This window comes from Nocardiopsis deserti, from assembly GCF_008638355.1.
Lineage (GTDB): Bacteria > Actinomycetota > Actinomycetes > Streptosporangiales > Streptosporangiaceae > Nocardiopsis > Nocardiopsis alborubida.
This window is the reverse complement of the sequence record NZ_VWVS01000012.1, coordinates 37,188-61,174: the sequence shown is the minus strand read 5'-3', so window position 1 is coordinate 61,174 and position 23,987 is coordinate 37,188. Positions and strand designations below refer to the sequence as shown.

The following is a 23,987-nucleotide window of genomic DNA, read 5'->3' as shown; positions in this document are numbered from 1 at the left end:
GTTGGGTTGCAATGAGCGAGTTCCGTATCGAGCACGACTCGATGGGTGAGGTCAGGGTTCCGGCCGAGGCCAAGTGGAGGGCCCAGACGCAGCGTGCCGTCGAGAACTTCCCGATCTCCGGCCAGGGCCTGGAGGGCGCGCACATCGCCGCCCTCGGCCAGATCAAGGCCGCCGCGGCCAAGGTCAACGCCGAGCTCGGCGTCATCAGCGACGACCTGGGCAAGGCGATCCGGGAGGCCGCCCTGGAGGTCGCCGAGGGCAGGTGGAACGACGAGTTCCCGATCGACGTCTTCCAGACCGGCTCGGGCACCTCCAGCAACATGAACACCAACGAGGTCGTCGCGACGCTGGCCACCGAGCGCCTCGGGGCTCCCGTGCACGCCAACGACCACGTCAACGCGTCGCAGTCCTCCAACGACGTGTTCCCCTCCTCCATCCACATCGCCGCCACCTCCGCCGTCCAGAACGACCTGGTCCCGGCGCTGCGGCACCTGGAGGAGGCGCTCAGCGCCAAGGCGACCGAGTTCGCCTCCGTGGTCAAGAGCGGCCGCACCCACCTCATGGACGCCACCCCCGTCACCCTGGGCCAGGAGTTCGCCGGGTACGCCGCCCAGGTGCGCTACGGCGTGGAGCGCCTGGAGGCCGTCCTGCCGCGCGTGGCCGAGCTGCCGCTGGGCGGCACCGCCGTGGGCACCGGCATCAACACCCCCGAGGGCTTCTCCGCCCGGGTCATCGCCGAGATCGCCGAGCACACCGGCCTGCCGCTGACCGAGGCCCGCGACCACTTCGAGGCGCAGGGCGCCCGCGACGGCCTGGTCGAGCTGTCCGGCCAGCTGCGGACCATCGCGGTCGGTTTCGCCAAGATCGCCAACGACATCCGCTGGATGGGCTCGGGTCCGACCACCGGCCTGGGCGAGATCCTCCTGCCCGACCTCCAGCCGGGTTCCTCGATCATGCCGGGCAAGGTCAACCCGGTCCTGTGCGAGGCCATGCTCCAGGTGACCTCGCAGGTCGTCGGCAACGACGCCGCGGTGGCCTTCGGCGGCGCGAGCGGCAACTTCGAGCTGAACGTGCAGCTGCCGATGATCGCCCGCAACGTGCTGGAGTCGATCCGCCTGCTCTCCAACGTCTCGCGCGTGTTCGCGGACCGCTGCGTGTCCGGGATCGAGGCCGACGCCGAGCAGTGCCGCGTCTACGCCGAGTCCTCGCCGTCGATCGTGACCCCGCTCAACCGCTACATCGGCTACGAGGAGGCCTCCAAGGTCGCCAAGCAGTCGCTGAAGGAGAAGAAGACCATCCGCGAGGTGGTCATCGAGCGCGGCTACGTCCAGGACGGCAAGCTCACCGAGGCGCAGCTGGACGAGGCCCTCGACGTGCTGCGGATGACCAACTCCCAGTAGTCCGGACCCGTCGCACCACGGGGCACCCCGCGCACGGGGTGCCCCTTCCGTGTGCCGGTCGGGACGGTCGTGTACCGGTCGGGGCGCACGGTACGCGTGGGTCGCGGTTGTGCCCCTCCCGGCCGCGGAGGGCCTCGGCCAGGAACCTTCCGCGCGCGGAAGGCGTCCGACATCCTTGAACAGAGCACCTTGGAAGCCCGCCTTCGAGAGGGCAGTACATGTCGAGCAACAGCGACAGTGAACGCATCGTCGCGGACCGCTACGTCCTGCGCCGTGAACTCGGCCGCGGCGGCATGGGGGTGGTCTGGGAGGCCTTCGACCCGACGCTGGACCGCGACGTCGCGATCAAGCAGGTGCTGCTTCCCGACCACTTCACCGACTCCGAGCGCGCGGACGCGCACGGCCGGGTCCGGCGCGAGGCTCGCTCCGCCGCACGGATCAGCCACCCCACGGTGATCACCATCCACGACGTCTTCGAGTACGACGGCAACCCGTGGGTGGTCATGGAGCTGGTCGAGGGCGGGTCCCTCCAGGACCGGCTCAACGAGCGGGGCGCCCTGCCGCCGGACGAGGTCGCGGAGATCGCCGAGTCGCTGCTGCGCGCCGTTCGGGCGGCGAACGCGGCCGGGGTCCTGCACCGCGACATCAAGCCGGGCAACATCATGACGTCCCTGGACGGCCGGGTGATCCTCACCGACTTCGGCATCGCCACGATGGAGGGCGGGCCGAGCATCACCCGTACCGGCGCGCTGATCGGCTCCCCCGAGTACATGCCGCCCGAGCGGCTGTCGGGCGGCCCGGCCGAGCACCGGGGCGACCTGTGGAGCATCGGTGTGACCCTGTTCGCGGCGGTGGAGGGCACCTCCCCGTTCCGCCGCGACAGCCTCACCGCGGCGATCGCGGCGGTGATGTCCGCTCCGCTGCCGCCGATGACGCGCGCCGGGTGGCTGGAGCCGATCATCTCAGGCCTGTTGGAACGCGACCCGGACCGCAGGCTGAACGTGGACGAGGCGCTGGCGCTGCTGCGCGAGCGCGGCGGACCGAACCCGGGCGGCGACGGCAGCGGCGGCCCCGGTGCGGCGGGTGCCGTGGGAGCCGCGGGAGCGGGCGCCTTCGGAGTCGGAGCCCCGGCCTTCGGCGGCGGACCGCACACGGCCCCTGGTGTCAGCGGCCCGCAGAACCCCCACCACGCGCCGAGCGGCGGCTATCCCGGCACGGGGCCGCAGGGCGGCTACCCCCACACGCGGACCCCGCTGCCGCAGGGCCCGATGACGGGGCCGGGCGTACCGCGGGGCGGACCGGCGAACCCGGTGACGCCCGCGACGCCCTTCCCGCACGGGCACCACCCGGCCTACCAGCACCGGTCGACCCACTCCGCGGGAAGCGGTCACGGCGGCACGGGCCGTGGCCCCGGAGGGCCCGGGGCTCCCGGTGTCCCGCTCCACTCGGGCGGTCACGGCGGCACGCGCCCGGGTTCGGGGAACACCAGGCTCCTCATCGGTGTGGGCGCCGCGGTGGTGGTCCTCGCTCTGATCAGCGGCGTGGCCGTGGTCGGCGCGACCCTGCTCGCGGGCGCCGAGGCCGAGGGCGGCGCCTCCGAGGCGCTGTCGGCGTCCGAGGGCGCGAGGCCCCCGGCCGAGCCCTCCACCTCGGTCGGCGGGGACGAGGGCGGTGTCGGCAGCGGCGGTGAGGGCCGGGGCGGCGACGGCGGCCAGACGGGCGGCGAGAGCGGGGACGAGGACGGGGAGCCGCCGTCCTACGACGATCTGGAGACCTTCCAGTCGCAGTGGTTCCACGTGGACTACCCGGCCGGGTGGCAGGTGGACGACAGCGAGATCGAGAACACGCTGGCGGTGTTCGTCGCGCCGGGCGGTGACCACCAGGTGTGGGTGACCGGCTGGACCGAGCAGGAGTTCACCGGGACGAGCGCGGAGTACCTGGAGGAGAGCAACGGCGGGACGAAGGTCGAGGGTGACGTCACCGCCGACTACACGCAGCTGGAGCTGGAGGAGTTCGACGACGGCGACTTCGAGGAGGGCTGGGACGTCGCCATGGTGGAGTCCGACTTCACCAACGAGACCTGGGCGAGCCAGGAACGGCGCTTCTGGGCCTACGCGGTCAGCTCCGAGTACGAGGGCGACCGGGTGTTCTACCTGGTCAGCGTGAACGTTCCGCGTGAGGACGCCGACTACTACGACGACCTGCCCGAGGACGTCATGGAGTCGTTCGACCCGAAGCTGTGAGCGCGCCGCCCGGCGGTCTCGGCGGGCGTGGGCACCGAACGGGACGGGGGCCGTTCCGGAGGGGAACGGCCCCCGCGTCTTCCGTACGTTCCGGAGGAGGCGTCCGTCGGCGGAGGCGTGGACGCCCCGGGCGGATCAGTACCAGCCGATGGACTGGGAGTGGGCCCAGGCCTCACAGGGAGTGCCGTAACGGCCCTTGATGTAGTCGATGCCCCAGGCGATCTGGGTCGCGGGGTTGGTCTCCCAGTCGGAACCGTGGGAGGCCATCTTGCTGCCCGGGTTGGCCTGGGGGATGCCGTACGCGGGAGAGGTGGGGTTCTGCGCGCTGGGGTTCCAGTTGCTCTCCTTCTCCCACAGGGGTTCGAGGCAGTCGTGGAACTCGCTGGCGGCCCAGCCCTCGTCCAGGACCATCTGGAGGGCGGTGCCCTTGGGGTCGCCGGTGAAGACGGGAGTCTCCTCCTCTTCCTCCTCCTCTTCTTCCTCCTCCTCGATGTCGCTTCCCTCGACCTGGGCCGTCAGGACCCCTTCGGTGAGGGCCGCGTCACGCTGCTCCTGAGCCTGGCTGCGCAGGGTCTGGAGTTCTTCCGGGGACAACTGCTCGGAGAAGAACGCCTCCTCCCCGGCTTCGGTGTCGGCGGCGGGTTCCTCGGCCTCCGGAATGGCGGCGCTGGCCACCGTGTCCGGATCGATGCCGTCGTCCGCGAACGCGGTGACGGCGAAGGTCGCACCCGCGACGAGAGTCGCCGCACCGACCGCCGCCGTACTACGCAGCGACATTCGGTTGATTAGCACGATTGCCTTTCCCAAGAGGGGGTTATTGGCAGGGAAAGCCCTATTAATACCAGTTGTTGGACTGGGAGTGGGACCAGGCGCCGCAGGGGTTCCCGTAGCGGTCCTTGATGTAGTCGATGCCCCAGGCGATCTGGGTCGCGGGGTTGGTCTGCCAGTCGGAGCCGTGGGAGGCCATCTTGTCGCCGGGCAGGGCCTGCGGAATGCCGTAGGCGCCCGAACTGGCGTTCTCGGCCGTGTGGTTCCAGTTGCTCTCCTTCTCCCACAGGGGTTCGAGGCAGTCGTGGAACTCGCTGGCGGCCCAGCCCTCGTCCAGGACCATCTGGAGGGCGATCTCCTTGGGGTCGCCGGAGGGGGCCGATCCGGCGGAGCCGCCGCCGGAGGAGTCGGAGCCGCCGGAGGTGTCGGCCTCGGGCTCCTCCTCGGGCTCGGGCTCGGGTTCGGGGATGTCGCTGGCCGTCCCGCTGTCGGCGCGGACGGCCTCGTCGACGGCCACCCTGGCCTGCTCCAGGTTCTCCTCGCGCTGGGCCTCCCGCTCCTGGTCGCCCTGTTCGGGCTGCGCGGCGAAGAAGTCCTCGGGCTCGCCGTCACCGCCCGCCGCCGACTGCTGGTCGGGGACCACCGCGGCGGAGCTGAGCTGGCCGGGGTCGATCGCGTCGCTCTGGGCGAACGCGGCGACCGAGAACGTGCCGCCCGCGACGAGGGCCGCGGCGCCGACGGCGCCCGCATGTCGCAGTGAGATGAGGTTGAGTAGCAAAATCGCCCTTTCGCGTAGACGCACACGCGCCCGACGGGATCCGCGTGTGTGAGAGTTCGCCGCCGCTGACCACGTGGCCCGGGGTGGTGCGCGCGAGGGAAGGGACTAGCCGTTCGACCGACCGCGGCGCGGGTTCCCACGTGGGAGGGGATGTTCGTGCAGCGGGTTCAGCCTGCATCATCGTCACGATGAAGTAACGCCAGTTTTGCTATGTCTTGGATCACATCACGGAATGCATCCGGAATGCAGTGCTTTGACCTGCACATCGACACGCAGAGTCAAGTAGCGACCAAGCCTCCGGTGCTGTGGCGGGGGTCTCCACGTCTCCTGGAAGGAGACGGAGGACACCGGGAACGGTGTGCCTGAGTACCCGTACGGATGTGCGCGGACGGCTCCGGGGGTCAGGATGGCGCCATGAACGTCCACGGATCCCCGCCGTCCCCCGCGGGCCCCGGGCTCAGGTGCCCGGACTGTCGCGCCCCGCTCCCCGCGCGGCCCCGGACCTGCCAGCGGTGCGGGCTCCTGCTCGTCGGCTCCACCGCCCAGCGGCTGTGGCACATCGACACGGAGATCGCGCTGCTCGACAGCCGTAAGCGGAACCTGAGCGAGGAGCGGGCCGCCGTCGTGGCGCTGCTGCGCGAGGAGTCGGACCGGGGCGCGACCCCGGCCGGTTCCGGATCCGGGCCCGCTCCCGGGCTCGCGGACGGGCAGGCCCCGTACGCGTCGGCGCGCGGCCCGGCCGCGGGGGCTCCGGCCGGACGGCTTCCCGCCGAACGGACTCCGGTCGGCCGGGACGCGTACGGACGGTCCCCGGCCGGGTGGGCGCCCGGCGCGCAGGTGCCGGGCGGGCGGTTCCAGCCCTCACGGGTCGCGTCCGGGCCGCCCGGGGAGGTCACCCGCCGCTCGGCGCAGAACCTCATCCTCGGGCTGGGCGGCGTGCTCGTCGGCATCGCGGCCCTGGTCTTCGCCATCTGGACGTGGAGCGACATGGGCACCGGCGCCCGCGCCGGGGTCCTCGGGCTCACCACGGCGGCCTTCGCCGTCCTGGCCCTGCCGCTGCACCGGCGCGGCCTCAGGGCGACCGCGGAGACCTTCGGCTGCCTGGCCGCCGTGCTGCTGTGCGTCGACGCCCTCGCGCTGTGGCTGCTGATGTCGGAGCGGCTCGGGAGCGGGCCCGGCTACACCGCGGCCGCGCTGGTCGTCATCGGCGCGCTGCTGGCGTCCTATCCGCTGCTCGTGCCGCTGAGGACGCCGCGCGTCCTGGCCGTCCTGCTCCTGCAACCGGTTCCCGTCCTGCTGGTGGTGGCGTCCGGCTCCCCCGGCCTCTGGTCCTGGCTGCTGCCCGTCCTCTCCGCGACCGGGCTCGTCGACCTGCTCCTGGCCCGGTGGTTCGGACCGCCCCGTACGGGCCTCCCCGCGCGCACCCTCCGCGTCAGCGCGACCGTGCTGTGGGTGCTGACCATGGTTCTGGCGCTGCTGTACACGGCGTTCGTCCTGGCCGCCTCCGCCGCGGGCGTCGACCACATCGGAGCCTGGTGGTTCGTGGCCGTCGCCCTGCTGCTGTCGGGCGTGACCGGTCTGCTGCTGGCCCGCGGCCCGCTGTCCCGCGTCCCGGAGGGCCCCGGTCCCGCGGGCGCTGCGGGCGGTGCCGCTGGCCCGGGCGTTCCGAGCGGTACCGGAGCTCCCGGCGGCGGTGCCGCCTCCGGGGTGCCCTTGGTCATCGCCCTGCTGGTCCTGGGGATGGCGCCGCTGGCCGCCGGACCCGCACACCTGCCCGCGCTGCCCAGGGTGCCCCTGCACCTGTGGAACGGCGGCCCACCGACCGCACCGGTGTCCGGCGTGCTGGGTCTGCCGACGACGGCCCCTCCGGACGCCCGGTTCCACCTGGTCGCCGTGCTGGTCTGCGCCGTACTGTCCCTGGGAGCGGTGTTCCTGCTGCGCCGCCGGGCGCTGCTGCCCGCCGTCGCCCTGACCGTTCCCCCGACCCTGCTGACGGTCGTGCACCTGCTGGACCCGCCGCACGCGGTGGCCGTGGTCTGCGTCCTCCTGGTCGGCGCCGCGTTGGTCCTGGCCACGGCCCTGTCACCGCGTCGGACCGGCGCCTGGGTGCCCGCGCTCACCGGAACCCTGACCCTGCTCACCGGCGGCCTGTGGTCGCTCCCGGACCAGTACACCTCCCTGGTCGCCCTCGTGCTCGTGGAGGCGGCGGTCCTGGTCGCGCTGCTGCCGTACCGCCGGTCCGGCCGTCCCGCCGCGCTCTACGCGACCGGTCTGCTCCTGTGGGCGCTGGCCCTGCTGACCGGCGCGTTCTTCGGACTCGGCCTCGTGGTATCGGACACCGTGCCGCCTCCGGCGTGGTGGCTGCTGGCCGCCTGCGCGCTGGCGGCCGGGGCGAACGCCGTGGTGCTCGGACGGACCCCCCTCCCGGCGACGGGCGGTGCCGGGGGCGACCCACGGCCGGTGTTCACCGTGGTCGGGCTGCTCCTGCTCTCGTCCGCCCCGCTGCTGGTCGGGCGGGGGCACAGCCCCGGCCTGCCGCTGCTGTCCGGCGCGTACGGGCCGTGGGCGGCGCCCGTGCGGGCGCTGGGCGACCCCGCCTACTCCGTCCTGGGGCTCCACCGCGTGGCGGGCCCGGCGGAGGCGGTCGTGACGGCGGTCGGGATGCTGCTGGCCGGTGCGGTGGCGGTGGCCCTGGTCGCCCTGCTCGACCGCGGGCGGACGGCGGCCGCGGCGGTGCTCGCCGCTCCGCCCGCGCTCGTCGCACTGCCCCTGGTCCTGGACGCGCCGTTCCTCGGCGCCCTGCTGTGGGTGTTCGCGGTGGGTTCGGCCCTGGCTCTGTGGTCGGCGCTGACCCGGGACGGGCGGCTCGGCTGGCTGGCGGGGCTGACCGGACTCCTCACCCTGCTGCTCGGTGCGGGCTGGGCGCTGGTCCAGGAGCACGCGGCCACGGGCGCCCTGATGGGGGTCGCGGTGGTCGCCGCGGTGGTCTCGGCCCTGGCCCGGACCTCCGTCGCGGCGGTCGGCGCCACGGCGGTGGCGACGGCGGCGACGGGAGGGTTCGCGCTCGCGCTGCCCCTGGTGCTGGGTGCTCCGGTGGAGTACGCGGCGCTGGCGCCGATCGCGATGGTCGCCGCGGTGGCCGTGGCCGCGCCGCGGCTGCGCGGTCCGCTCGTACCGGCGGCGGAGGTCCCCGCCTGGGTGTGGGCGGCGATCTCGCTGGTCGTCACCGTGGCGGCGGGGGCGCGGCTGGAGCTGGTCGCGCTGGCGCTGGCCGTGGCCGGGGTCGTCGCGCTGGCGACCGCCGCGCGGCCGGACCGGCGCTGGTTCGCTCTGGTGGGCGCGCTGCTGATGCTGGCCGCGCTGTGGACGGTGCTCTCCGCGTGGGACGTGGCCGTGCCCGAGGCGTACACGGTGCCGCCCGCCCTCGCGGCACTGGCCGTGGGCTGGGAGTGGAGCCGCAGGGCGGCCGAACCGCCGTCGAGCTGGGCCGCCCACGGCGGCGGCCTGGCGCTGCTGTTCCTGCCCACCGTCGTGCTGGTGCTGGCGGAGGACGGCATGGTGTGGCGGGTGCCCGCCGTGCTCGTGCTGGGTCTGGCGGTGACCGTGTGGGGCCTGCGCCGACGGCTCCAGGCGGTCCTGCTGACGGGCGGACTGGTGTTGGTGGCGACCTCGCTGCGGGCGTTCGGGCCGCCGCTGTGGGACCTGACCCGCCTGGTGCCGAACTGGGTGCCGTTCGCCGTCGCGGGTGTGCTCCTGCTGGTGATCGGCGCCCGCTACGAGGCGAGCCTGGAACGGCTGCGGCGTCTGGGGCGCCTGGTGTCGGGGATGCGCTGAAAGGCTCGACCGCACGCCCGTGGAGCGCGGGCCGGCGGTCCACCGAGGAGCTCCACGGGGCGGCGGGCCCGTCCGGCTGGACGGGCCCGCCGCGGTACCGCGTCAGTTCTCCAGCATCTCCGTGACCAGGGCGGCGATCGGCGACCGCTCGGACCGGGTCAGGGTGACGTGCGCGAACAGGGGGTGGCCCTTGAGCTTCTCGATCACCGCGACCACGCCGTCGTGGCGGCCCACGCGCAGGTTGTCGCGCTGGGCGATGTCGTGGGTGAGCACCACCCGCGAGTTCTGGCCGAGGCGGGAGAGCACGGTGAGCAGGACGTTGCGCTCCAGGGACTGCGCCTCGTCCACGATCACGAACGCGTCGTGCAGCGAGCGGCCGCGGATGTGGGTGAGCGGGAGGACCTCCAGCATCCCCCGGTCCACGATCTCCTCGATGACCTCCTCGCTGGTCACCGCGGACAGGGTGTCGTGCACCGCCTGACCCCACGGGGTCATCTTGTCGTTCTCGCTCCCGGGCAGGTAACCCAGCTCCTGGCCGCCGACCGCGTACAGCGGCCGGAACACCATCACCTTGCGGTGCTGGCGGCGCTCCAGGACGGCCTCCAGACCGGCGCACAGCGCCAGCGCCGACTTGCCGGTACCCGCGCGCCCGCCCAGGGAGACGATGCCCACCTCGGGGTCGGTGAGCAGGTCCAGGGCCACGCGCTGCTCGGCGCTGCGGCCGTGCAGACCGAACACGTCGCGGTCGCCGCGCACCAGCTTCACCGACTTGTCGGGCTGGACCCGGCCGAGCGCCTTGCCGCGCTCGGAGACCAGCACCAGCCCGGTGTGGCAGGGGAGCTCGCGAGCCTCCTCGATGTCGCTCTCACCGCTGGTGAACAGTTCGCCGATCTGGTGCGCGGGCACGTCCATCTCGGCCATGCCCGTCCAGCCGTGCTCGATGGCCAGTTCGGCCCGGTACTCGTCGGCGACCAACCCGATGGAGGACGCCTTGATCCGCATCGGGAGGTCCTTGCTCACCAGCACGACGTCCCCGCCCTCCTCCTGGAGGTTGCGGGCCACCGTGAGGATCCGGGTGTCGTTGTCGCCGAGCCGGAAGCCCGCCGGCAGGATCTGCGGATCGCTGTGGTTGAGCTCCACCCGCAGCGTGCCGCCGAGGTCGTTCACCGGTACCGGGACGTCCAGACGGCCGTGGGCGACCCGCAGGTCGTCCAGGCGGCGCAGCGCGTGGCGAGCGAAGTACCCGAGCTCCGGGTGGTGACGCTTGCTCTCCAGCTCGGTGATCACCACCACGGGGATGACGACCTCGTGTTCGGCGAACCGGCTCATGGCGGCCGGGTCGGCGAGCAGGACACTGGTGTCGAGCACGTAGACGCGTCCGTCCTGGCCTACCTCCGTACGGGGGTCGGGGGACTGGGTGTCGCGGCGATCGGTCGAGGAACTAGCCACTCGTTCTCCCCTTGGGCACCGCTGGGGCGCCCTACTGTCACGGGATCATGGAGGACCGGGACCTGGCCCGCGAGGGCCGGGTCCGGCCCTCCTCGTTGACGTTCCGCGAGGGCGGAGGAGATCAATGAGACGGGGCCTCCCGAACGGGTGGACGAACGCCACCCGTTACTTCCGACGCTACGCGTCCGTGCTCCCGTTTCCAAGGGACCTCTCCCTCCGCGCGGTGAACTCCGCGTTAAGGGGTAGGGCTTCGAAGGGTCAGGATCCGTAGCGGCGGTTGCGCGCGCCGTACGAGCGCAGTGCACGCAGGAAGTCCACCCTGCGGAAGGCAGGCCAGTAGACCTCGCAGAAGTAGAACTCCGAGTGCACGCTCTGCCACAGCATGAAGCCGGACAGGCGCTGCTCCCCCGACGTGCGGATGAGCAGGTCGGGGTCAGGCTGACCGCGCGTGTAGAGATGCCGTGCGATGTCCTCGATGTCCAGGCGCTCGGCAAGCTCCTGGATACCGGTGCCCTTGGCCGCCTCCGCCTGGAGGAGGGACCGAACCGCATCAGCGATCTCACGTCTACCTCCATACCCGACGGCGACGTTGACAACCAGTCCGGGGTTGCCGGATGTGGCCGTCTCCGCCTCCTTGAGCGCCTGGGCGGTGGAGGCGGGCAGGATGTCGAGGGCTCCGACCGGCCGCGTGTTCCACCCCTCCTCGCGCAGACGGGCGATGGTCTGCTCGATGATGCGCACCAGCGGGCCCAGCTCGGACTCGTCCCGGGTGAGGTTGTCGGTGGACAGCATCCAGAGCGTGACCACCTGCACGCCGACCTCGTCGCACCAGCGCAGGAGTTCGAAGATCTTGTTCGCGCCCGCCTGGTGGCCCTGTTCGGCCGCGCCGAGCCCGCTGACCTTGGCCCAGCGGCGGTTGCCGTCCATGGCGACACCGACGTGGCGGGGGATCTCCTGACTGGTCAGCCGACGCTCCAGGCGCCGCTCGTAGAGCCAGTACAGGGGGTCACGAAGCCCCATTGGCGAAACCTCTCAGAGCTGGATCTGGAACAGCACACCGCTGGAAAGGATGTGCCGACGGGGATGCTTCCAGCGTAGTTCGCCCGCGGGGGGCTACGTCACGGCCAGGGACTTGCGCACGTGCTTGCGCCCCTGGTGGATGCGGGACTTGACGGTGCCCAGGGCCAGGTTGAGCTCGGAGGCGATCTCGTTGTAGTCCATCTGGCACAGGTCGCGCAGGACCAGGGGGGCCACCAGGTTGGGACGGTCCTTCTCCAGCTGGTCGAGGGCCTCCAGCAGGTCGATGCGGGAACCGGCGATGACGCTGGTGGTGCGGGGGTCGCTCTGGTGGGGCATGCGCTCGGCCTCGGTGGGGAACTCCGCCGAGCGCCGCTTCATCGAGCGGTAGGTCTGCCGTGCGGAGTTGGACACCACGGTGTACAGCCAGGTGGTGAACAGGGAGTCGCCCTTGAAGCTGTCGATCTTGCGCGCCACGCGCAGCAGCGCGTCCTGGCACGCCTCCTCGGCGTCCTGCCGGTAGGGCAGGAAGCGGGAGCAGCGGCGCAGCACCTCGGGTTGGATCCGCCGGAGCAGGTCGTCCAGGGCCATGGCGTCTCCGGCCTTGGCCCTGCGCGCGAGCTCCTCCAGCTCCTCGTCGACATTGCTCGCCACCCGGCGCCGCGGCGCGGGGCTCCCCTCGTGGTCTGCGTGGTCACTACTGCGCATGGCTGGTCTCTCCCTGACTGACGGCAGACATCCGGCCGTCCGCTGCGGACGCGGGTGCGCCCCTTGTGTCCGAGGGTCACACGTCACTGGGACGTCTACGGCCCCGGTCCGGATCCGCACTCGCGAAAAATCGTCGCCCTCTCGCCGCCGCGCACGGCGCGGAGCCCGACGGGCCCCCTCCAGTCTCCACGGCCCGAGGGCATCGGCGCCACCCGGAGAGGGGATCATATCGGCGGGAGGCAATGTGAAGGTACAGATGGTGTATTAGTGGGCAACGACCGCGTGTTCACCCCTGACACAGACCGAGGCGGAGATGAGCCAACCTGAGGCCTTCGGGCGCTACCGCGTCATCCGGCGCCTTGGGTCGGGTTCCTTCGCCACGGTCTGGTTGGCGCAGGACGACCTCCTGAACTACTCGGTGGCCATCAAGGTACTCGCCGAGAACTGGGCGCACCAGATGGACATCCAGCACCGCTTCCTGGAGGAGGCGCGCATCCTGCGCCAGACCGACTCCACGTGGCTGGTGGCGGTGCACGACGTGGACGTGCTCCCCGACGGTCGGCCCTACATGGTGATGACCTACGCCGACCAGGGAAGCGTCGCCGACCTCGTCCACCGGGGCACACTGCCCCTGGACGAGGCCCTGCGGCTGCTGACCGAGATCGGCCAGGGGATCACGGTGCTGCACAACCACGGCACGATCCACCGCGACATCAAGCCGTCGAACGTGCTGCTCCAGTCGTCGCCCGTGGGGCAGCGGGTTCTGGTGGCGGACCTGGGGTTCGCCAAGTCGATCGACGAGGCGTCGGGTTTCACCGCTGCGGCCGGGACCCCCGGCTACATGTCCCCCGAGCAGAGCATTCCCGGCGGTGACCTGGACGTCCGGTCGGACGTGTACTCGCTGGGCGCGGTGGCCTACGAGCTCATCACCGGCCGTCCGCCCTCGCGTCCGCCGGTGAAGGTGGCGCCTGGCCAGATCCGGCCAGGTCTGCCCCCGGCGCTCGACGAGCTCATTCTGTCGGCACTTTCGGTGGACCGGGAAAGCCGTCCAGCGGACGCCAAAACCTTCACCGACCAGGTCAGAACCATCCGTATGGCGCCCGACCTGCCCAAGGCGGCCGTGCCGTGGTGGCAGCGGTTGCGCATGCCGTGGCGGCGGGCGGCGGCCCTGGTGACGGCACTGACGCTGATGGGCGTCACCCTCTCCGGGTCCCTCGGCAGGCCGGGGATGTCCCTGACCACCGTGTACGACGCCGCGCAGGGGGTCCACATGGAGGTGCCGTCGGTGTGGGCCCACGAGATCCACACCGCGCAGGAGGCCCGCCCGGCAGCGGCCGAGGCCGGTGCGGGGCCGGGGCTGCTGGTGGCGACCGACGCCGAGGACTGGGACTCCACCGGGGCGGCGGCCTACGGGGTGTACGCGACGGTGGTGCGGGGCCCCGCCGACCTGAGCGGGATCGCCGGCGCCGACCCGTGCGAAAGCCCCCCCGAGGAGCGGCCGCTGGACACCGGGGCCTGGGAGGGCACGGTGTGGGACTGGCCCGAGTGCCACGGCAACGGTTCGCTGAGCAGCGCCGCCGTGCACGAGCCGGGCGAGCCCACGACCGTGTACATGGAGATCCGCCAGCCGAGCTACCGGCCCGACCTGGTGGACCGGATCATCGCCGGTACGCACCTGCGGTAGGGCACCCGTCAGGCCAGCAGCTGCTCCCGCAGGTCCTCGGGCGAGGTGACCGGGAGCTTGCAGACGAAGCCCTCGCACACGTAGGCGGTCGGCCGCCCGCCCACCGGCGCGCGGTCGCGCAGCAGCGGCACCCCGCCGTCGTCGCGGCCGTCGCCGCGTGAGAGCACGGTGCCCAGCGGCGCCCAGACCAGCGCGGCGCGCACCAGCTCCGCGGTCCCCGGGTCGTCGGGGTCGCCCACCACCGCGACGGCGCGCGGCCCGGTCAGGAGGGCCTCGCCGGTGGCCAGGCCCCATCCGGCGAACCGGGCGGCCTTCTCCGCCAGCAGCGCCACCGGGGACAGCGCCTCCTCGGCGGCCGTGCGGTGACGCTCGGAGCCGGTCAGCGCGGCGTAGGAGAGCAGAGCGGACGCCGCCGCCGACCGGCCGGACGGCGTGACGTTGTCGGTGGGGTCCTGGGGGCGGTTGAAGAGGCGCTCGGCGTCGTCGGCGGTGTCGTAGAACCCGCCGGAGCCGTCGCCGAAGCGCTCCAGGACGGTGTCCAGCAGGCGCCCGGCCTCGTGCGCGTAGCGGGCCTCCCCGGTCACACCGTGCAGGGAGAGCAGCCCCTCGGCGACGTCGGCGTAGTCCTCCAGCACCCCGGCGCTGGTGCCCGCGCGCCCGTCCCTGGAGGTACGGGCCAGGCGCCCGTCCCGCAGGTGCACGCGCAGCAGCAGGTCCGCGGTCGCGCGGGCGGCCTCCACCAGTTCGGGCCGCTCCAGCAGCACCCCGGCCTCGGCCAGCCCGGCGATCGCCAGACCGTTCCAGGCGGCCACCACCTTGTCGTCGCGCGCGGGGGCGACCCGCTCGGCACGGGCCGCCAGCAGGGCCTCGCGGACCCGCTGGTAGCGCCAGGCGTCGGCGGGCGGGACGGGCAGCTGGAGCACGGAGGCGCCGCGTTCGAAGGTGCCCTCCTCGGTCACGCCGAACACCTCGGCGGCGAAGGCGGCGTCCTCCTCGCCCAGGACCTCCCGCAGCTGGGCGGGCGTCCACACGTAGTAGGTGCCCTCCTCGCCCTCGCTGTCGGCGTCCAGCGCGGAGGCGAACCCGCCCTCGGGAGTGCGCAGGTCGCGCAGCATCCAGTCGGCGGTCTCCCCGGCGATCCGGCGCAGCAGGACGTGTGTGGCGGCGTCGGAGACCCCCGGCCCCGAGGGGCGGCGGCCCATCCGGGTGTAGGCGCGCAGCAGCAGCGCGTTGTCGTACAGCATCTTCTCGAAGTGCGGCACGGTCCACTCGCGGTCCACGGAGTAGCGGGCGAAACCGCCGCCGAGCTGGTCGTACATGCCGCCCTGCGCCATCGCCAGGGCGGTGCCGCTGGCCATGAGCCAGGCGGGCGTGGACTCGTCCGCGCTCTGCAGGGGCCGGGTGCGCTCGTCCTGCGCGGTGAGGAAGGAGAGCAGCATCGACGGCGGGAACTTGGGCTCGGTGCCGAAACCGCCGTGGGCGCTGTCGTAGTCGCGCACCAGCGCGCGGACGGCCAGGTCGAGCCGGTCCGCGGAGGGCGGCGGCGCGGCGGCCAGGGTGCGCGGGCCGCTGAGCGCCTCCACCACGCGCGCGCCCTGGTCGACCAGTTCGGTGCGCTGGTCCCGCCAGGCGTCGGCCACCCCCCGCAGCAGGCGCTGGAAGTGCTCGCGCGGGAAGTAGGTGCCGCAGTAGAACGGGGCTCCGTCGGGGGTGGCGAACACGGTCATGGGCCAGCCGCCCTGGCCGGTCATGGCCTGGGTCGCCTCCATGTACACGGCGTCGACGTCGGGGCGCTCCTCGCGGTCCACCTTGACGTTGACGAAAAGGCTGTTCATCAGGGCCGCGGTCGCCTCGTCCTCGAAGGACTCGTGGGCCATCACGTGGCACCAGTGGCAGGCGGCGTAACCGACGGAGACGAGGAGGGGCACGTCGCGCCGACGCGCCTCGGCGAGGGCCTCCTCACCCCAGGGCCACCACTCCACGGGGTTGTCGGCGTGCTGCAACAGGTACGGGCTGGTCGCGTCGCTCAGGCGGTTGGACATGTCCCCAACTCTGCCATCCGGGGCGATGGGACGCCGCGCACCCGCCGGAGCGGGGCGGGGCCCACCGCCCGGGAGGAGGTCGGGCTGCCCCGTCCTGCGGGCACTGGAGCGGCCCGGAGCGGTCGGCCCGGGACGGTGCGCCGGGCCCGCCCTCCCGCGGGGGCAGGGCGGGAACGGTCCCTCAGGTCCGCGGGGCGGCGTCCTCGGCCGAGGCCTCAGCGGGGACCCGCTCCGCGTCGGCAGATCCGTCGTCGGAGGCCGCGGTCCTCGCACCGAAGTCGTCGTCCTTGGGCAGGGCGCGGAGCTTGCCCATGAGACTGCGCATGAGGAAGTACAGCCCGACGCCGATGACGAAGATGACGAGGAAGCCGAGCACACCGGGCGTCACGGTGTCCCTGTCGAGCTCGAAGTCGCTCGCCAGCACCGTCGCGGACGTGAGAAGGGTGTTCATACCGCTCATACTCTCACTGCTTCTCGGACACCCGCGAAGAGGTCCTTCTCAGGGACCTCGGTGTCCACCAGCGAGCGCACCAGGTGGTAGTCCTCACTCGGCCAGGCCTCCGCGACGACCTCGTTGGGCACGGCGAACCAGAACCCGTTGGGGTCCACCTGGGTGGCGTGCGCCTTGAGCGCCTCGTCGGCGACGTCGAAGTACTCGCTGCAGTGCACGCGCGTGGTGATCTCCCAGCGGGGGCGGTCGCGGTCCCCGATCCGCTTCATCCACTCCTCGAAGGGGTTCTCCAGGCCGCGCGCGGCCAGCACGTCGGCCAGGGCCTCGAACCGCTCGGGCGGGAAGGAGACGAAGTAGTACAGCTTGAGCGGCTGCCAGGGGTCTCCCGCGTCCGGGTAGGCGTCGGGGTCGCCCGCGGTGTCGAAGGCGTGCATCGACACCTTGTGGGTCATGATGTGGTCGGGGTGCGGGTAACCGCCGTTCTCGTCGTAGGTGAGGATGACGTGCGGCCGGAACCGGCGGATGGACTCCACGAGGGGTGCGGCGCCCTCCTCCACCGGAAGGGTGGCGAAACAGCCCTCGGGCAGGGGCGGCAGCGGGTCGCCCTCGGGCAGGCCGGAGTCGACGAACCCGGCGAACTCCTGCTGGACGCCGAGGATCTCCCTGGCCCGTTCCATCTCCTCTCGGCGCACCTGCGCGATGTTCTCGCGGATGTCGGGACGCTCCATCGCGGGGTTGAGGATGTCGCCGCGCTCGCCACCTGTCATGGTGACAACGAGCACGTCGACGCCCTCCTCCACGTAGCGGGCCATGGTGGCCGCGCCCTTGCTGGACTCGTCATCGGGGTGGGCATGAACGGCCATGAGCCGCAGGCGCTCGGACAACGAAGGGTCTCCTTGACTAGGTGGACGGACGCGGGGGCGCGGCCGTCCGGCTCCCCCCGTACACAGGCTCGGACGACTTCCGCGCGGGGCGCGTGGGGAGGCTGTCAGGTCGGGGATATCTTAGACAACACCGTCCCCTTGTTCGGAGATTCCCGATGCAGCCGACCCCGGAGGAAGACGCCGTGAAGAGCGCCGACACCACGGCCGACACAGCGGCCGACTCCTCGGCCAGTACCGCTCCCGCGCTGCGCAAGCGCCACGGGAACGGACCCGTCTTCTTCGTCATCGCCACCCTCTTCGCGGTGGTGTGCGCGGTCGGCTGGGGCTATTCCGTGATGAGCTTCAGCGGTCTGGGCGGTGGCGTGTACCACCAGGTGGTCACGTTCTCGGCGCCCACGCCCGAGGAGGCCACCATCAGCTATGAGGTGAACAGCAGGAACGGCGCCGAGTGCCTGATCGTGGCGCTGGACGAACAGCTCGTCGAGGTGGGCCAGACGCGTTCCGAGGCCGAGGCCGGGAACCGGATGGTCACCACGACCGTTGAGACGGTTCGTCAGGCCGCCACGGTAGAAGTGGCCTCGTGCAGGGAACAAGGTTCGCAGGACTGATCCACCGAGCCCCTTAGCCCGGCTCCGGAGGCACCGCCGAACCGCGGGAACCCGTGTGTCACGACGCACGGTGATATTCTCGTAAGTTCAGCTCTGGCCGCCTGGTGGCCTTTGCTACTAGTACACAAGGAGTTCCCGTGACCCAGACCCGCGATGACAACGTCACCTGGCTCACCCAGGAGGCGTACGACCGGCTCAAGTCCGAGCTGGACCACCTGTCGGGGAGTGGGCGCATCGAGATCGCGGAGAAGATCGAGTCAGCCCGGGAAGAGGGCGACCTCAAGGAGAACGGCGGTTACCACGCCGCCAAGGAGGAGCAGGGCAAGATGGAGGCCCGCATCCTTCAGCTCACCGAGATCCTGCGCACCGCGCGGGTCGGCGAGGCGCCCCACACCGAGGGCGTGGTCGGCCCCGGCATGACCGTCACCGTCAAGTTCGACGGGGACGACGACGAGGTCACCTTCCTGCTCGCCTCCCGCGAGGAGAGCGGCTCTCCCATCGACGTGTACTCCCCGAAGTCGCCGCTGGGCTCCGCCATCAACGGCAAGCGCGTGGGGGAGAACGTCAGCTACACGCTGCCCAACGGCAAGAGCCTGGGGGTCGAGATCATCGACGCCGTACCCTACACCGGCATGTAGCAGCGGTTCGGCGATCACGGGGGCGGTGTCCGACCGCCCCCGCCGCTTTGGGGGCGCCCCTCGCCGGGGCGCCCCCTCCGTGTTCGGGGCGGACGTTGGCCGCCTCCGCGCCCGCATCGGGACCCCGGCGTCCGGATCGGGACCGGGGAGGCCCGCGCGCCCGCGCCCGGATCGGGGGTCCCGACGAGGGATCCTGCGGAGGGTCCCCCACGTCGTAATCTCGAAGCACACTCCCACGGCGGCTTCCCCAGGCCGCCGATCCGACGAACCGAGGGATCCCCTGCCGACATGTCCTCGCCCTACTGGAATCCCCAGGAACCCCGTCCCGGTGCGTACCCGCCCCCGAGCGGGGGATGGGGCCCCGGCGGCCCCGCGCCCGGCCAGGGCGCTCTCCCGCCCGGTGCCGGATGGGGCATGCCTGGGCAGGGCCTGCCCGCTCAGGGGGTGCCGGGACAGGGGGTGCCGGGACAGGGTGCGTTCCCGGGTCCGGTGCCGGGTCCGGTACGGGAGAAGGCCACGTTCGGCCGCCGCCTGGCCGCCCGCGTCATCGACTACGTCCTCGTGGTGATCGCCGCGTTCGTGTTCTTCGTCCTCATGGCCGTCGTGACGGTGATCCTGACCGGTAGCGAGCAGACCACCGACGCCGAGGGCACGCTGTGGGCCCTGCTGTTCGTGTTCGGGTGGGGTCTGCTGCTGTTCTTCTACGACTGGCTGTACCTGGTCACCTGGGGGCGCACGCTCGGCAAGATGATGGTCGGGATCAAGGTGGTCAGCGCCGCCGACGGCGGCAGGCTCGGCCAGGGGCAGGCGATGGGCCGCTCCGCGTTCTTCGGCCTCCCCCAGTCCCTGCCTGTCGTGGGTCACGTCTTCACGCTGGCCGAGTCCATGGCGGCGCTCGGCGACGAGAGGCGCGCCCTGCACGACCGGGTCGCCGGGACCGTGGTCATCCGCACCTGAGCCGCCCGCCGCCGGGTTGTCCACAGACGGGAACTCCCCCTTCCGACGCGGGTCCGCCGCAGCCTAGCGTGGTAAAGGGGGGTCCCCGCCCCGTCCGCCCCGTGCTGCCCGCACACCGCCGACGCTCCGTCCCGCGCCCCACACCCCGCCTCACGGTTCCGCACAGGCCGGGGCGTCGGTCCCGCCGTCGGCGAACACGGCCGGGACGTAGTCGCCCTCCCCGATCCGGTACCAGGCGCGACTCGTCCCGAACGTCCCCGCCATCACGTCGCCGACGGCCTGGCAGGCCACGTCGACGTCGGCGCTGTGCGCGGCCAGGCCCACCGGCTCGTGCTCCAGCCCCGGCCCCCCGCGCACGACCACGGGGTGCCGCTGGTCGGCCGCGGTGATCCGCGCGCGCCTCCGGTACTCGCCGGTCCACAGGTAGTCGACCCGCACCCATCCGTTGGTGGGCAGTTCCAGCCCCTGCCGGAACGCTCCGTCGGCCAGATCGATACCCGCCGGGTTGCGCACCCTGCGCCCGAACCCGTCGAGACCGCCGTTGTGTCCCAGCGTGTAGGCCGCCTGCGCCTGCGGGCGCCCGCGTGCCAGGTCGGGCCAGGACTCGCGTTCGGCGTTCCAGTGGTCGTCCCTGGTGTTCCAGGGCCCCACGTCCCACACCGGCAGGTAGGCGCAGCGCGGCCGGTGGTTCTCGGTGTCGCCCCGCCCCTCGGGGCCCAGGGCGCCGGTGGTGCACACCCGGACGGTGTACTCGCCACCGCCCCGGACCGCCAGGCCCCGGCGCGAGGGCAGGGCGGCGAAGTGGTCGTTCTCGCGGATCCTGTGGCCGTTGGCGGTGGTGCTGCCGACCAGGCCGATACGGGTGGCGAAGAGGATGGCCGAGAACGGTTCGGCGTGGTCGGCGTGGTCGTCGGGCTCTCCGGCGTCACCGCCCTGCGGCGGCTCCCCGTCCTCCTCCAGCGGGCGGATCCGCAGGTCCGTGAGTCCGGTCTCCTCCCCGCTGACCCGCACCCGCAGCTGCACCCGCGCGACCTCGTGCGGCAGCGTCACCCGCCCGGTCCCGACGGGGTGCCACTCGGTCCACGCCCCGCCGGTCCGGCCGCCGCGCAGCTCGGTGTCCACCTCACCGGGGCCGCCGTCCGTCCGCACCCGCACGTCCACGGTGTCGGCCGGTGCGTCCAGCGGCTGCGGGGGAAAGACCGCCAGGCCGCTGCGCCGGGGTACCGCCCCCCGCCGGGCCACGGTGCCGGATCCGTGGCCCGCGTCGCCGTCCAGGCGCAGCGTTCCGGACTCCAGGACCAGGCCGATCCGGTCGGCGGAGCCCGGCTCCTGTCGCAGCCAACCGTCCTCCGCGAGCGCCGGGGCCGGGGTCAGGGGCGTGAGGAGGACGAGAGCGCCCAGGGACGCCAGGGTCTTCGCTGTGCTGGTGGCGCGCCCGCGCCTTGTGTGGGACATTCCCGCCCTACCAAACACGTGGAGTCACCGGAATGGACACTCCCAGTAAGCAACCTGACACGAACGCACTCAAGCAGCCCGTGCCGGGTGTCGGTGTTATGGCGGCAAAAGTCCGACTTGGGAATACGGCGAAGCCTGTTCCTGAAGCAGGCGCGGCCCGGCCCTCGGCCCTGGTGGCGGCGGACACGGACCCGGTAGGCACCCGCACCCGTTCCGTGACGGGTGCGGGAGGCGGCGTTCTAGGCGAAGGCCAGCAGGCAGGCCGTGAACCCGTGCACGTGGTTGACCCCGCCGACCGGACCGATCTCCCCCGCGGCGAAGAACCCGGCGACGGCGTCGACGCCGAGGACGCGGTGGACGGCCAGGACGTCGTGGTCGGACTGCGGGAAGAGGGAGGACCCGCGGCCGTTGCAGGAGAAGAGCAGACCGGCGCCGACGGGGTGCTCGGCGCCGAAGTCGCTGAGGCGGCGGGCCAGGTCCTCGTCGGCGGTACCGGCGTCGCGTACCTGGAAGCGGACGGTCTGGCCGACCTCGACCATGTCGTCGATGGTGAGGGCGCCGAGCTCGGGGTCGGCTCCGGCCAGGGTCCGGACGAGGAAGTCGCCCTGTTCGTGGCGGTCGACGTACTCGTCCATGGCGATGCCGATGTGCAGGCCGTGTTCGGCGAGCTCGCGGTCCTCCTCGGAGAGGGACTCGACCAGCTCCTCCAGCTTCTCGTAGGCGTTGGTGCCCGCGAGTTCGAGCAGGAGGTTGCCCTCGGCCTTGGTGACGGTCATGGGCGAGCCGATGGGGCGGCAGCCCTGGCTCACGACGGTGCCGAGGACGTTCTCGCCGCCGACGAGGACTCCGATGGCGCCGTGCTCGGCCACCTCGCCGTCGCAGAAGAGCCGCACGGACTCCTCGCCGCGCATGCCGTCGGCCATGCCGCCGACGAGGGGCAGGCCGCCGAGGGCCTCGGTGGACTCGCGGACGAAGGCCTGGGTGGGGAACTCGTAGGGGTTGGTGAGCAGGATGGCCACGCTGTCGCGTGGACCGGGCTCCTGCATGCCGACGACGGCCAGGTGGTCGTCCTCGACCACGGTGTCCAGCCGGAACGGGGTGATCTCCACGCCGGGCAGTCCGGCGCACCACACGCTGACCGAGCCCTGGCCCTCGACGCTGCGGCCGCCGCCGATGACCCCGGTGGAACTGCATCCGAGGGTGGCCGCGTCACCCGCCAGCTCCATGACGCGCTTGCCCGCGAGGGTGACCTCCTCGGGATCGGCGCCGCAGACGAAGAAGCACACCAGGTCCGTGGGCCCGTCCACCTGTTCCAGGGCGCTCAGTACGGCGCGCTCGGCCGCGTTCACGAGGTCCGCCCCCGTCGTCAGTGCATCGCCGAACCGTGCCACCAGCTGCCACCCCCGGTTTCGCCGGCCGTCGCGGCCGGACACAGGACTCCACCGTCACGTCCCATTCTTCCACCTCGGCGTCGAACAGGAGGTTTTCCGGTGAACGAACACGGACTCCGACAGCGGCGCGGTGTACGGGCAGCACGATGCGGCCGGAGCCCCTGGGCCCCCTTTATCCAGGAAACAGCACGCCAATCCCGGAAACCAGGCGCTCCTTGACGGCTGTGGATAAGTTCGTGGGGTGAGCGCCCTTCCCGAACCCCCCTTCCCCGTTCCGCCCCCGTTCCCGCGCACCCGCGCGGACCTGCGCGAGTCCGGGCACGTCCACCGGCCGGTCACCGCCGAGGTGCGGGAGAACCTGCTGCGGCGGATGGGCTCGGGACAGCCCCGGTTCCCCGGGGTGCACGGGTTCGACGCCACCGTGCTGCCGCAGGTGGAGCGGGCCCTGCTGGCCGGGCACGACATCGTCCTGCTGGGCGAGCGCGGCCAGGGCAAGACCCGGCTGATCCGCACCCTGGCGACCCTGCTGGACGAGTGGTCACCGGCGGTGGCCGGGTGCCCGGTCAACGACCACCCCTACGCGCCGGTCTGTCCGGCCTGCGTGCGCCGTTCGGCGGAGGAGGGCGACGGCCTGCCGGTCGTGTGGCGGCACCGCGGGGAGCGCTACGGCGAGAAGCTGGGCACACCCGACACCGGGGTGGGAGAGCTGGTCGGCGACGTGGACCCGGCGCGGCTGGCGCAGGGGCGCTCCCTCGGCGACCCCGAGACCATCCACTACGGCCTGGTGCCGCGGGCCAACCGGGGCGTGTTCTGCGTCAACGAGCTGCCCGACCTGCCCGCACGCGCCCAGGTGGCGCTGTTCAACGTGCTGGAGGAGCGCGACCTCCAGGTGCGCGGCTACAGTCTGCGGCTGCCGCTGGACCTGCTGCTGGTGGCGAGCGCGAACCCGGAGGACTACACGAGCCGGGGGCGGATCGTCACCCCGCTCAAGGACCGCTTCGGCGCGCAGGTGCGCACCCACTACCCGTTGACCCTGGCGGACGAGCTGGCGCTCGTCCGCCAGGAGGCGGCGCTGCCCGAGGGCACGACGGTGCCCTCACACCTGCTGGAGGCCGTGGCGCGCTTCACCCGGCTGGTCCGCGCCTCCAAGAAGGTGGACGCCCGCTCGGGGGTGTCGGTGCGCTTCTCGGTGTCGGCGGCCGAGACGGTGGCGGCGTCGGCGCTGCGCCGGGCGGCCCTGACCGGCGAGGAGATACCGGTGGCCCGGGTGTGCGACCTGCCCGCCGCGGTGGAACCGCTGCTCGGCAAGGTCGAGTTCGAGATGGGTTCCGAGGGCCGCGAGGCGGAGATCCTGCACGCGCTGCTGCGCCGGGCGGTGGCGGAGGTGTTCCGCGAACGCCTGGGAACAGCGGATCTGTCCGGGCTCGCTGACCGCTTCTCGGGCGGCGGCACGGTGGAGACCGGGGACCTGGTGGGCGCCGCCGAGCTGCTGCGGCGGGTGGGCACGGTGCCGGGGCTCGCGGTGATGATCGGGCACGCGGCCCCCGATGACGAGGACGGCCCGCCGACCCCGGGGCTGGCCGCCGCGGTGGTGGAGTTCGCTTTGGAGGGCCTGTACCTGGAGCGCCGCCTGTCCAAGGACGCGCTTCCCGAGGGAGGGGTCTACCGCTTCTAGGCGGT

At 72.5% G+C, this 23,987-nt stretch carries 18 protein-coding genes; 8 read left to right on the top strand and 10 right to left on the bottom strand.

All coding sequences use genetic code 11. The annotated features are described in order from the left end of the window. Positions 1-11: 11 nt before the first annotated feature. The gene (locus tag FYW99_RS15385) at positions 12-1,400 is read left to right on the top strand and encodes a class II fumarate hydratase (RefSeq protein WP_150252744.1); all 1,389 of its coding nucleotides are present in this window, start codon (positions 12-14) and stop codon (positions 1,398-1,400) included. Between the two features lie 218 nt (positions 1,401-1,618). After that, entirely contained in the window at positions 1,619-3,643 is a 2,025-nt protein-coding gene (locus FYW99_RS15380) for a serine/threonine-protein kinase (RefSeq protein ID WP_150252743.1), read from the top strand. 135 nt (positions 3,644-3,778) lie between these two features. Here the strand turns inward: FYW99_RS15380 and FYW99_RS15375 are convergent, their stop codons facing one another. Then, the gene (locus tag FYW99_RS15375; protein ID WP_190394674.1) at positions 3,779-4,420 is read right to left on the bottom strand and encodes an aggregation-promoting factor C-terminal-like domain-containing protein; all 642 of its coding nucleotides are present in this window, start codon (positions 4,418-4,420) and stop codon (positions 3,779-3,781) included. A gap of 58 nt (positions 4,421-4,478) precedes the next feature. Then, on the bottom strand, positions 4,479-5,189 hold the full coding sequence (locus FYW99_RS15370; RefSeq protein WP_150252741.1) for an aggregation-promoting factor C-terminal-like domain-containing protein: 711 nt from the start codon (positions 5,187-5,189) through the stop codon (positions 4,479-4,481). Positions 5,190-5,603: 414 nt separating this feature from the next. On the opposite strand from FYW99_RS15370, the gene FYW99_RS15365 reads away from it, so the two are divergent. Beyond that, positions 5,604-9,023, top strand: coding sequence for an SCO7613 C-terminal domain-containing membrane protein (locus tag FYW99_RS15365; protein WP_150252740.1), 3,420 nt, complete (start codon positions 5,604-5,606; stop codon positions 9,021-9,023). A 102-nt stretch (positions 9,024-9,125) separates the two neighbouring features. On the opposite strand, the gene FYW99_RS15360 is transcribed toward FYW99_RS15365, so the two are convergent. The 3 genes from FYW99_RS15360 to FYW99_RS15350 form a co-directional block, all read right to left on the bottom strand. Then, positions 9,126-10,472, bottom strand: coding sequence for a PhoH family protein (locus tag FYW99_RS15360; protein ID WP_150252739.1), 1,347 nt, complete (start codon positions 10,470-10,472; stop codon positions 9,126-9,128). Between the two features lie 258 nt (positions 10,473-10,730). Further along, positions 10,731-11,492 (bottom strand): isoprenyl transferase, encoded by a 762-nt coding sequence (locus FYW99_RS15355; protein WP_017568287.1) that lies wholly within the window; start codon positions 11,490-11,492, stop codon positions 10,731-10,733. Positions 11,493-11,585: 93 nt separating this feature from the next. Further along, complete coding sequence (locus FYW99_RS15350) at positions 11,586-12,197, bottom strand: RNA polymerase sigma factor (protein WP_150252738.1); 612 nt, start codon at positions 12,195-12,197, stop codon at positions 11,586-11,588. A 313-nt stretch (positions 12,198-12,510) separates the two neighbouring features. Between FYW99_RS15350 and FYW99_RS15345 the strand changes: the two genes are divergently transcribed. Then, a complete protein-coding gene (locus tag FYW99_RS15345) occupies positions 12,511-13,881 on the top strand; it encodes a serine/threonine-protein kinase (RefSeq protein WP_150252737.1) in 1,371 nt (456 codons plus the stop codon). 8 nt (positions 13,882-13,889) lie between these two features. On the opposite strand, the gene FYW99_RS15340 is transcribed toward FYW99_RS15345, so the two are convergent. The 3 genes from FYW99_RS15340 to mca all read right to left on the bottom strand — a co-directional run bounded on the left by FYW99_RS15340 (position 13,890) and on the right by mca (position 17,258). After that, positions 13,890-15,923, bottom strand: a complete 2,034-nt coding sequence (locus FYW99_RS15340; protein WP_150252736.1) for a thioredoxin domain-containing protein — start codon at positions 15,921-15,923, stop codon at positions 13,890-13,892. A gap of 181 nt (positions 15,924-16,104) precedes the next feature. Further along, complete coding sequence (locus tag FYW99_RS15335; RefSeq protein WP_150252735.1) at positions 16,105-16,374, bottom strand: hypothetical protein; 270 nt, start codon at positions 16,372-16,374, stop codon at positions 16,105-16,107. Between the two features lie 5 nt (positions 16,375-16,379). Next, complete coding sequence (gene mca / locus FYW99_RS15330; RefSeq protein WP_017568292.1) at positions 16,380-17,258, bottom strand: mycothiol conjugate amidase Mca; 879 nt, start codon at positions 17,256-17,258, stop codon at positions 16,380-16,382. 155 nt (positions 17,259-17,413) lie between these two features. On the opposite strand from mca, the gene FYW99_RS15325 reads away from it, so the two are divergent. The 3 genes from FYW99_RS15325 (at position 17,414) to FYW99_RS15315 (ending at position 19,461) form a co-directional block, all read left to right on the top strand. Continuing rightward, entirely contained in the window at positions 17,414-17,866 is a 453-nt protein-coding gene (locus tag FYW99_RS15325; protein ID WP_150252734.1) for a DUF4307 domain-containing protein, read from the top strand. A gap of 137 nt (positions 17,867-18,003) precedes the next feature. Then, positions 18,004-18,504: a transcription elongation factor GreA gene (greA, locus tag FYW99_RS15320; RefSeq protein ID WP_017568294.1), complete on the top strand. Its 501-nt coding sequence runs from the start codon at positions 18,004-18,006 to the stop codon at positions 18,502-18,504. Positions 18,505-18,918: 414 nt separating this feature from the next. After that, positions 18,919-19,461, top strand: a complete 543-nt coding sequence (locus tag FYW99_RS15315) for an RDD family protein (protein WP_223839052.1) — start codon at positions 18,919-18,921, stop codon at positions 19,459-19,461. Positions 19,462-19,611: 150 nt separating this feature from the next. On the opposite strand, the gene FYW99_RS15310 is transcribed toward FYW99_RS15315, so the two are convergent. Together FYW99_RS15310 and FYW99_RS15305 are read right to left on the bottom strand one after the other, a co-directional pair. Then, positions 19,612-20,916: a hypothetical protein gene (locus FYW99_RS15310; RefSeq protein ID WP_150252732.1), complete on the bottom strand. Its 1,305-nt coding sequence runs from the start codon at positions 20,914-20,916 to the stop codon at positions 19,612-19,614. Between the two features lie 239 nt (positions 20,917-21,155). Further along, positions 21,156-22,307, bottom strand: a complete 1,152-nt coding sequence (locus FYW99_RS15305) for an FIST signal transduction protein (protein ID WP_150252731.1) — start codon at positions 22,305-22,307, stop codon at positions 21,156-21,158. Between the two features lie 241 nt (positions 22,308-22,548). Between FYW99_RS15305 and FYW99_RS15300 the strand changes: the two genes are divergently transcribed. Beyond that, a complete protein-coding gene (locus FYW99_RS15300) occupies positions 22,549-23,982 on the top strand; it encodes a sigma 54-interacting transcriptional regulator (protein ID WP_150252730.1) in 1,434 nt (477 codons plus the stop codon). The last annotated feature ends 5 nt before the right edge of the window (positions 23,983-23,987 follow it).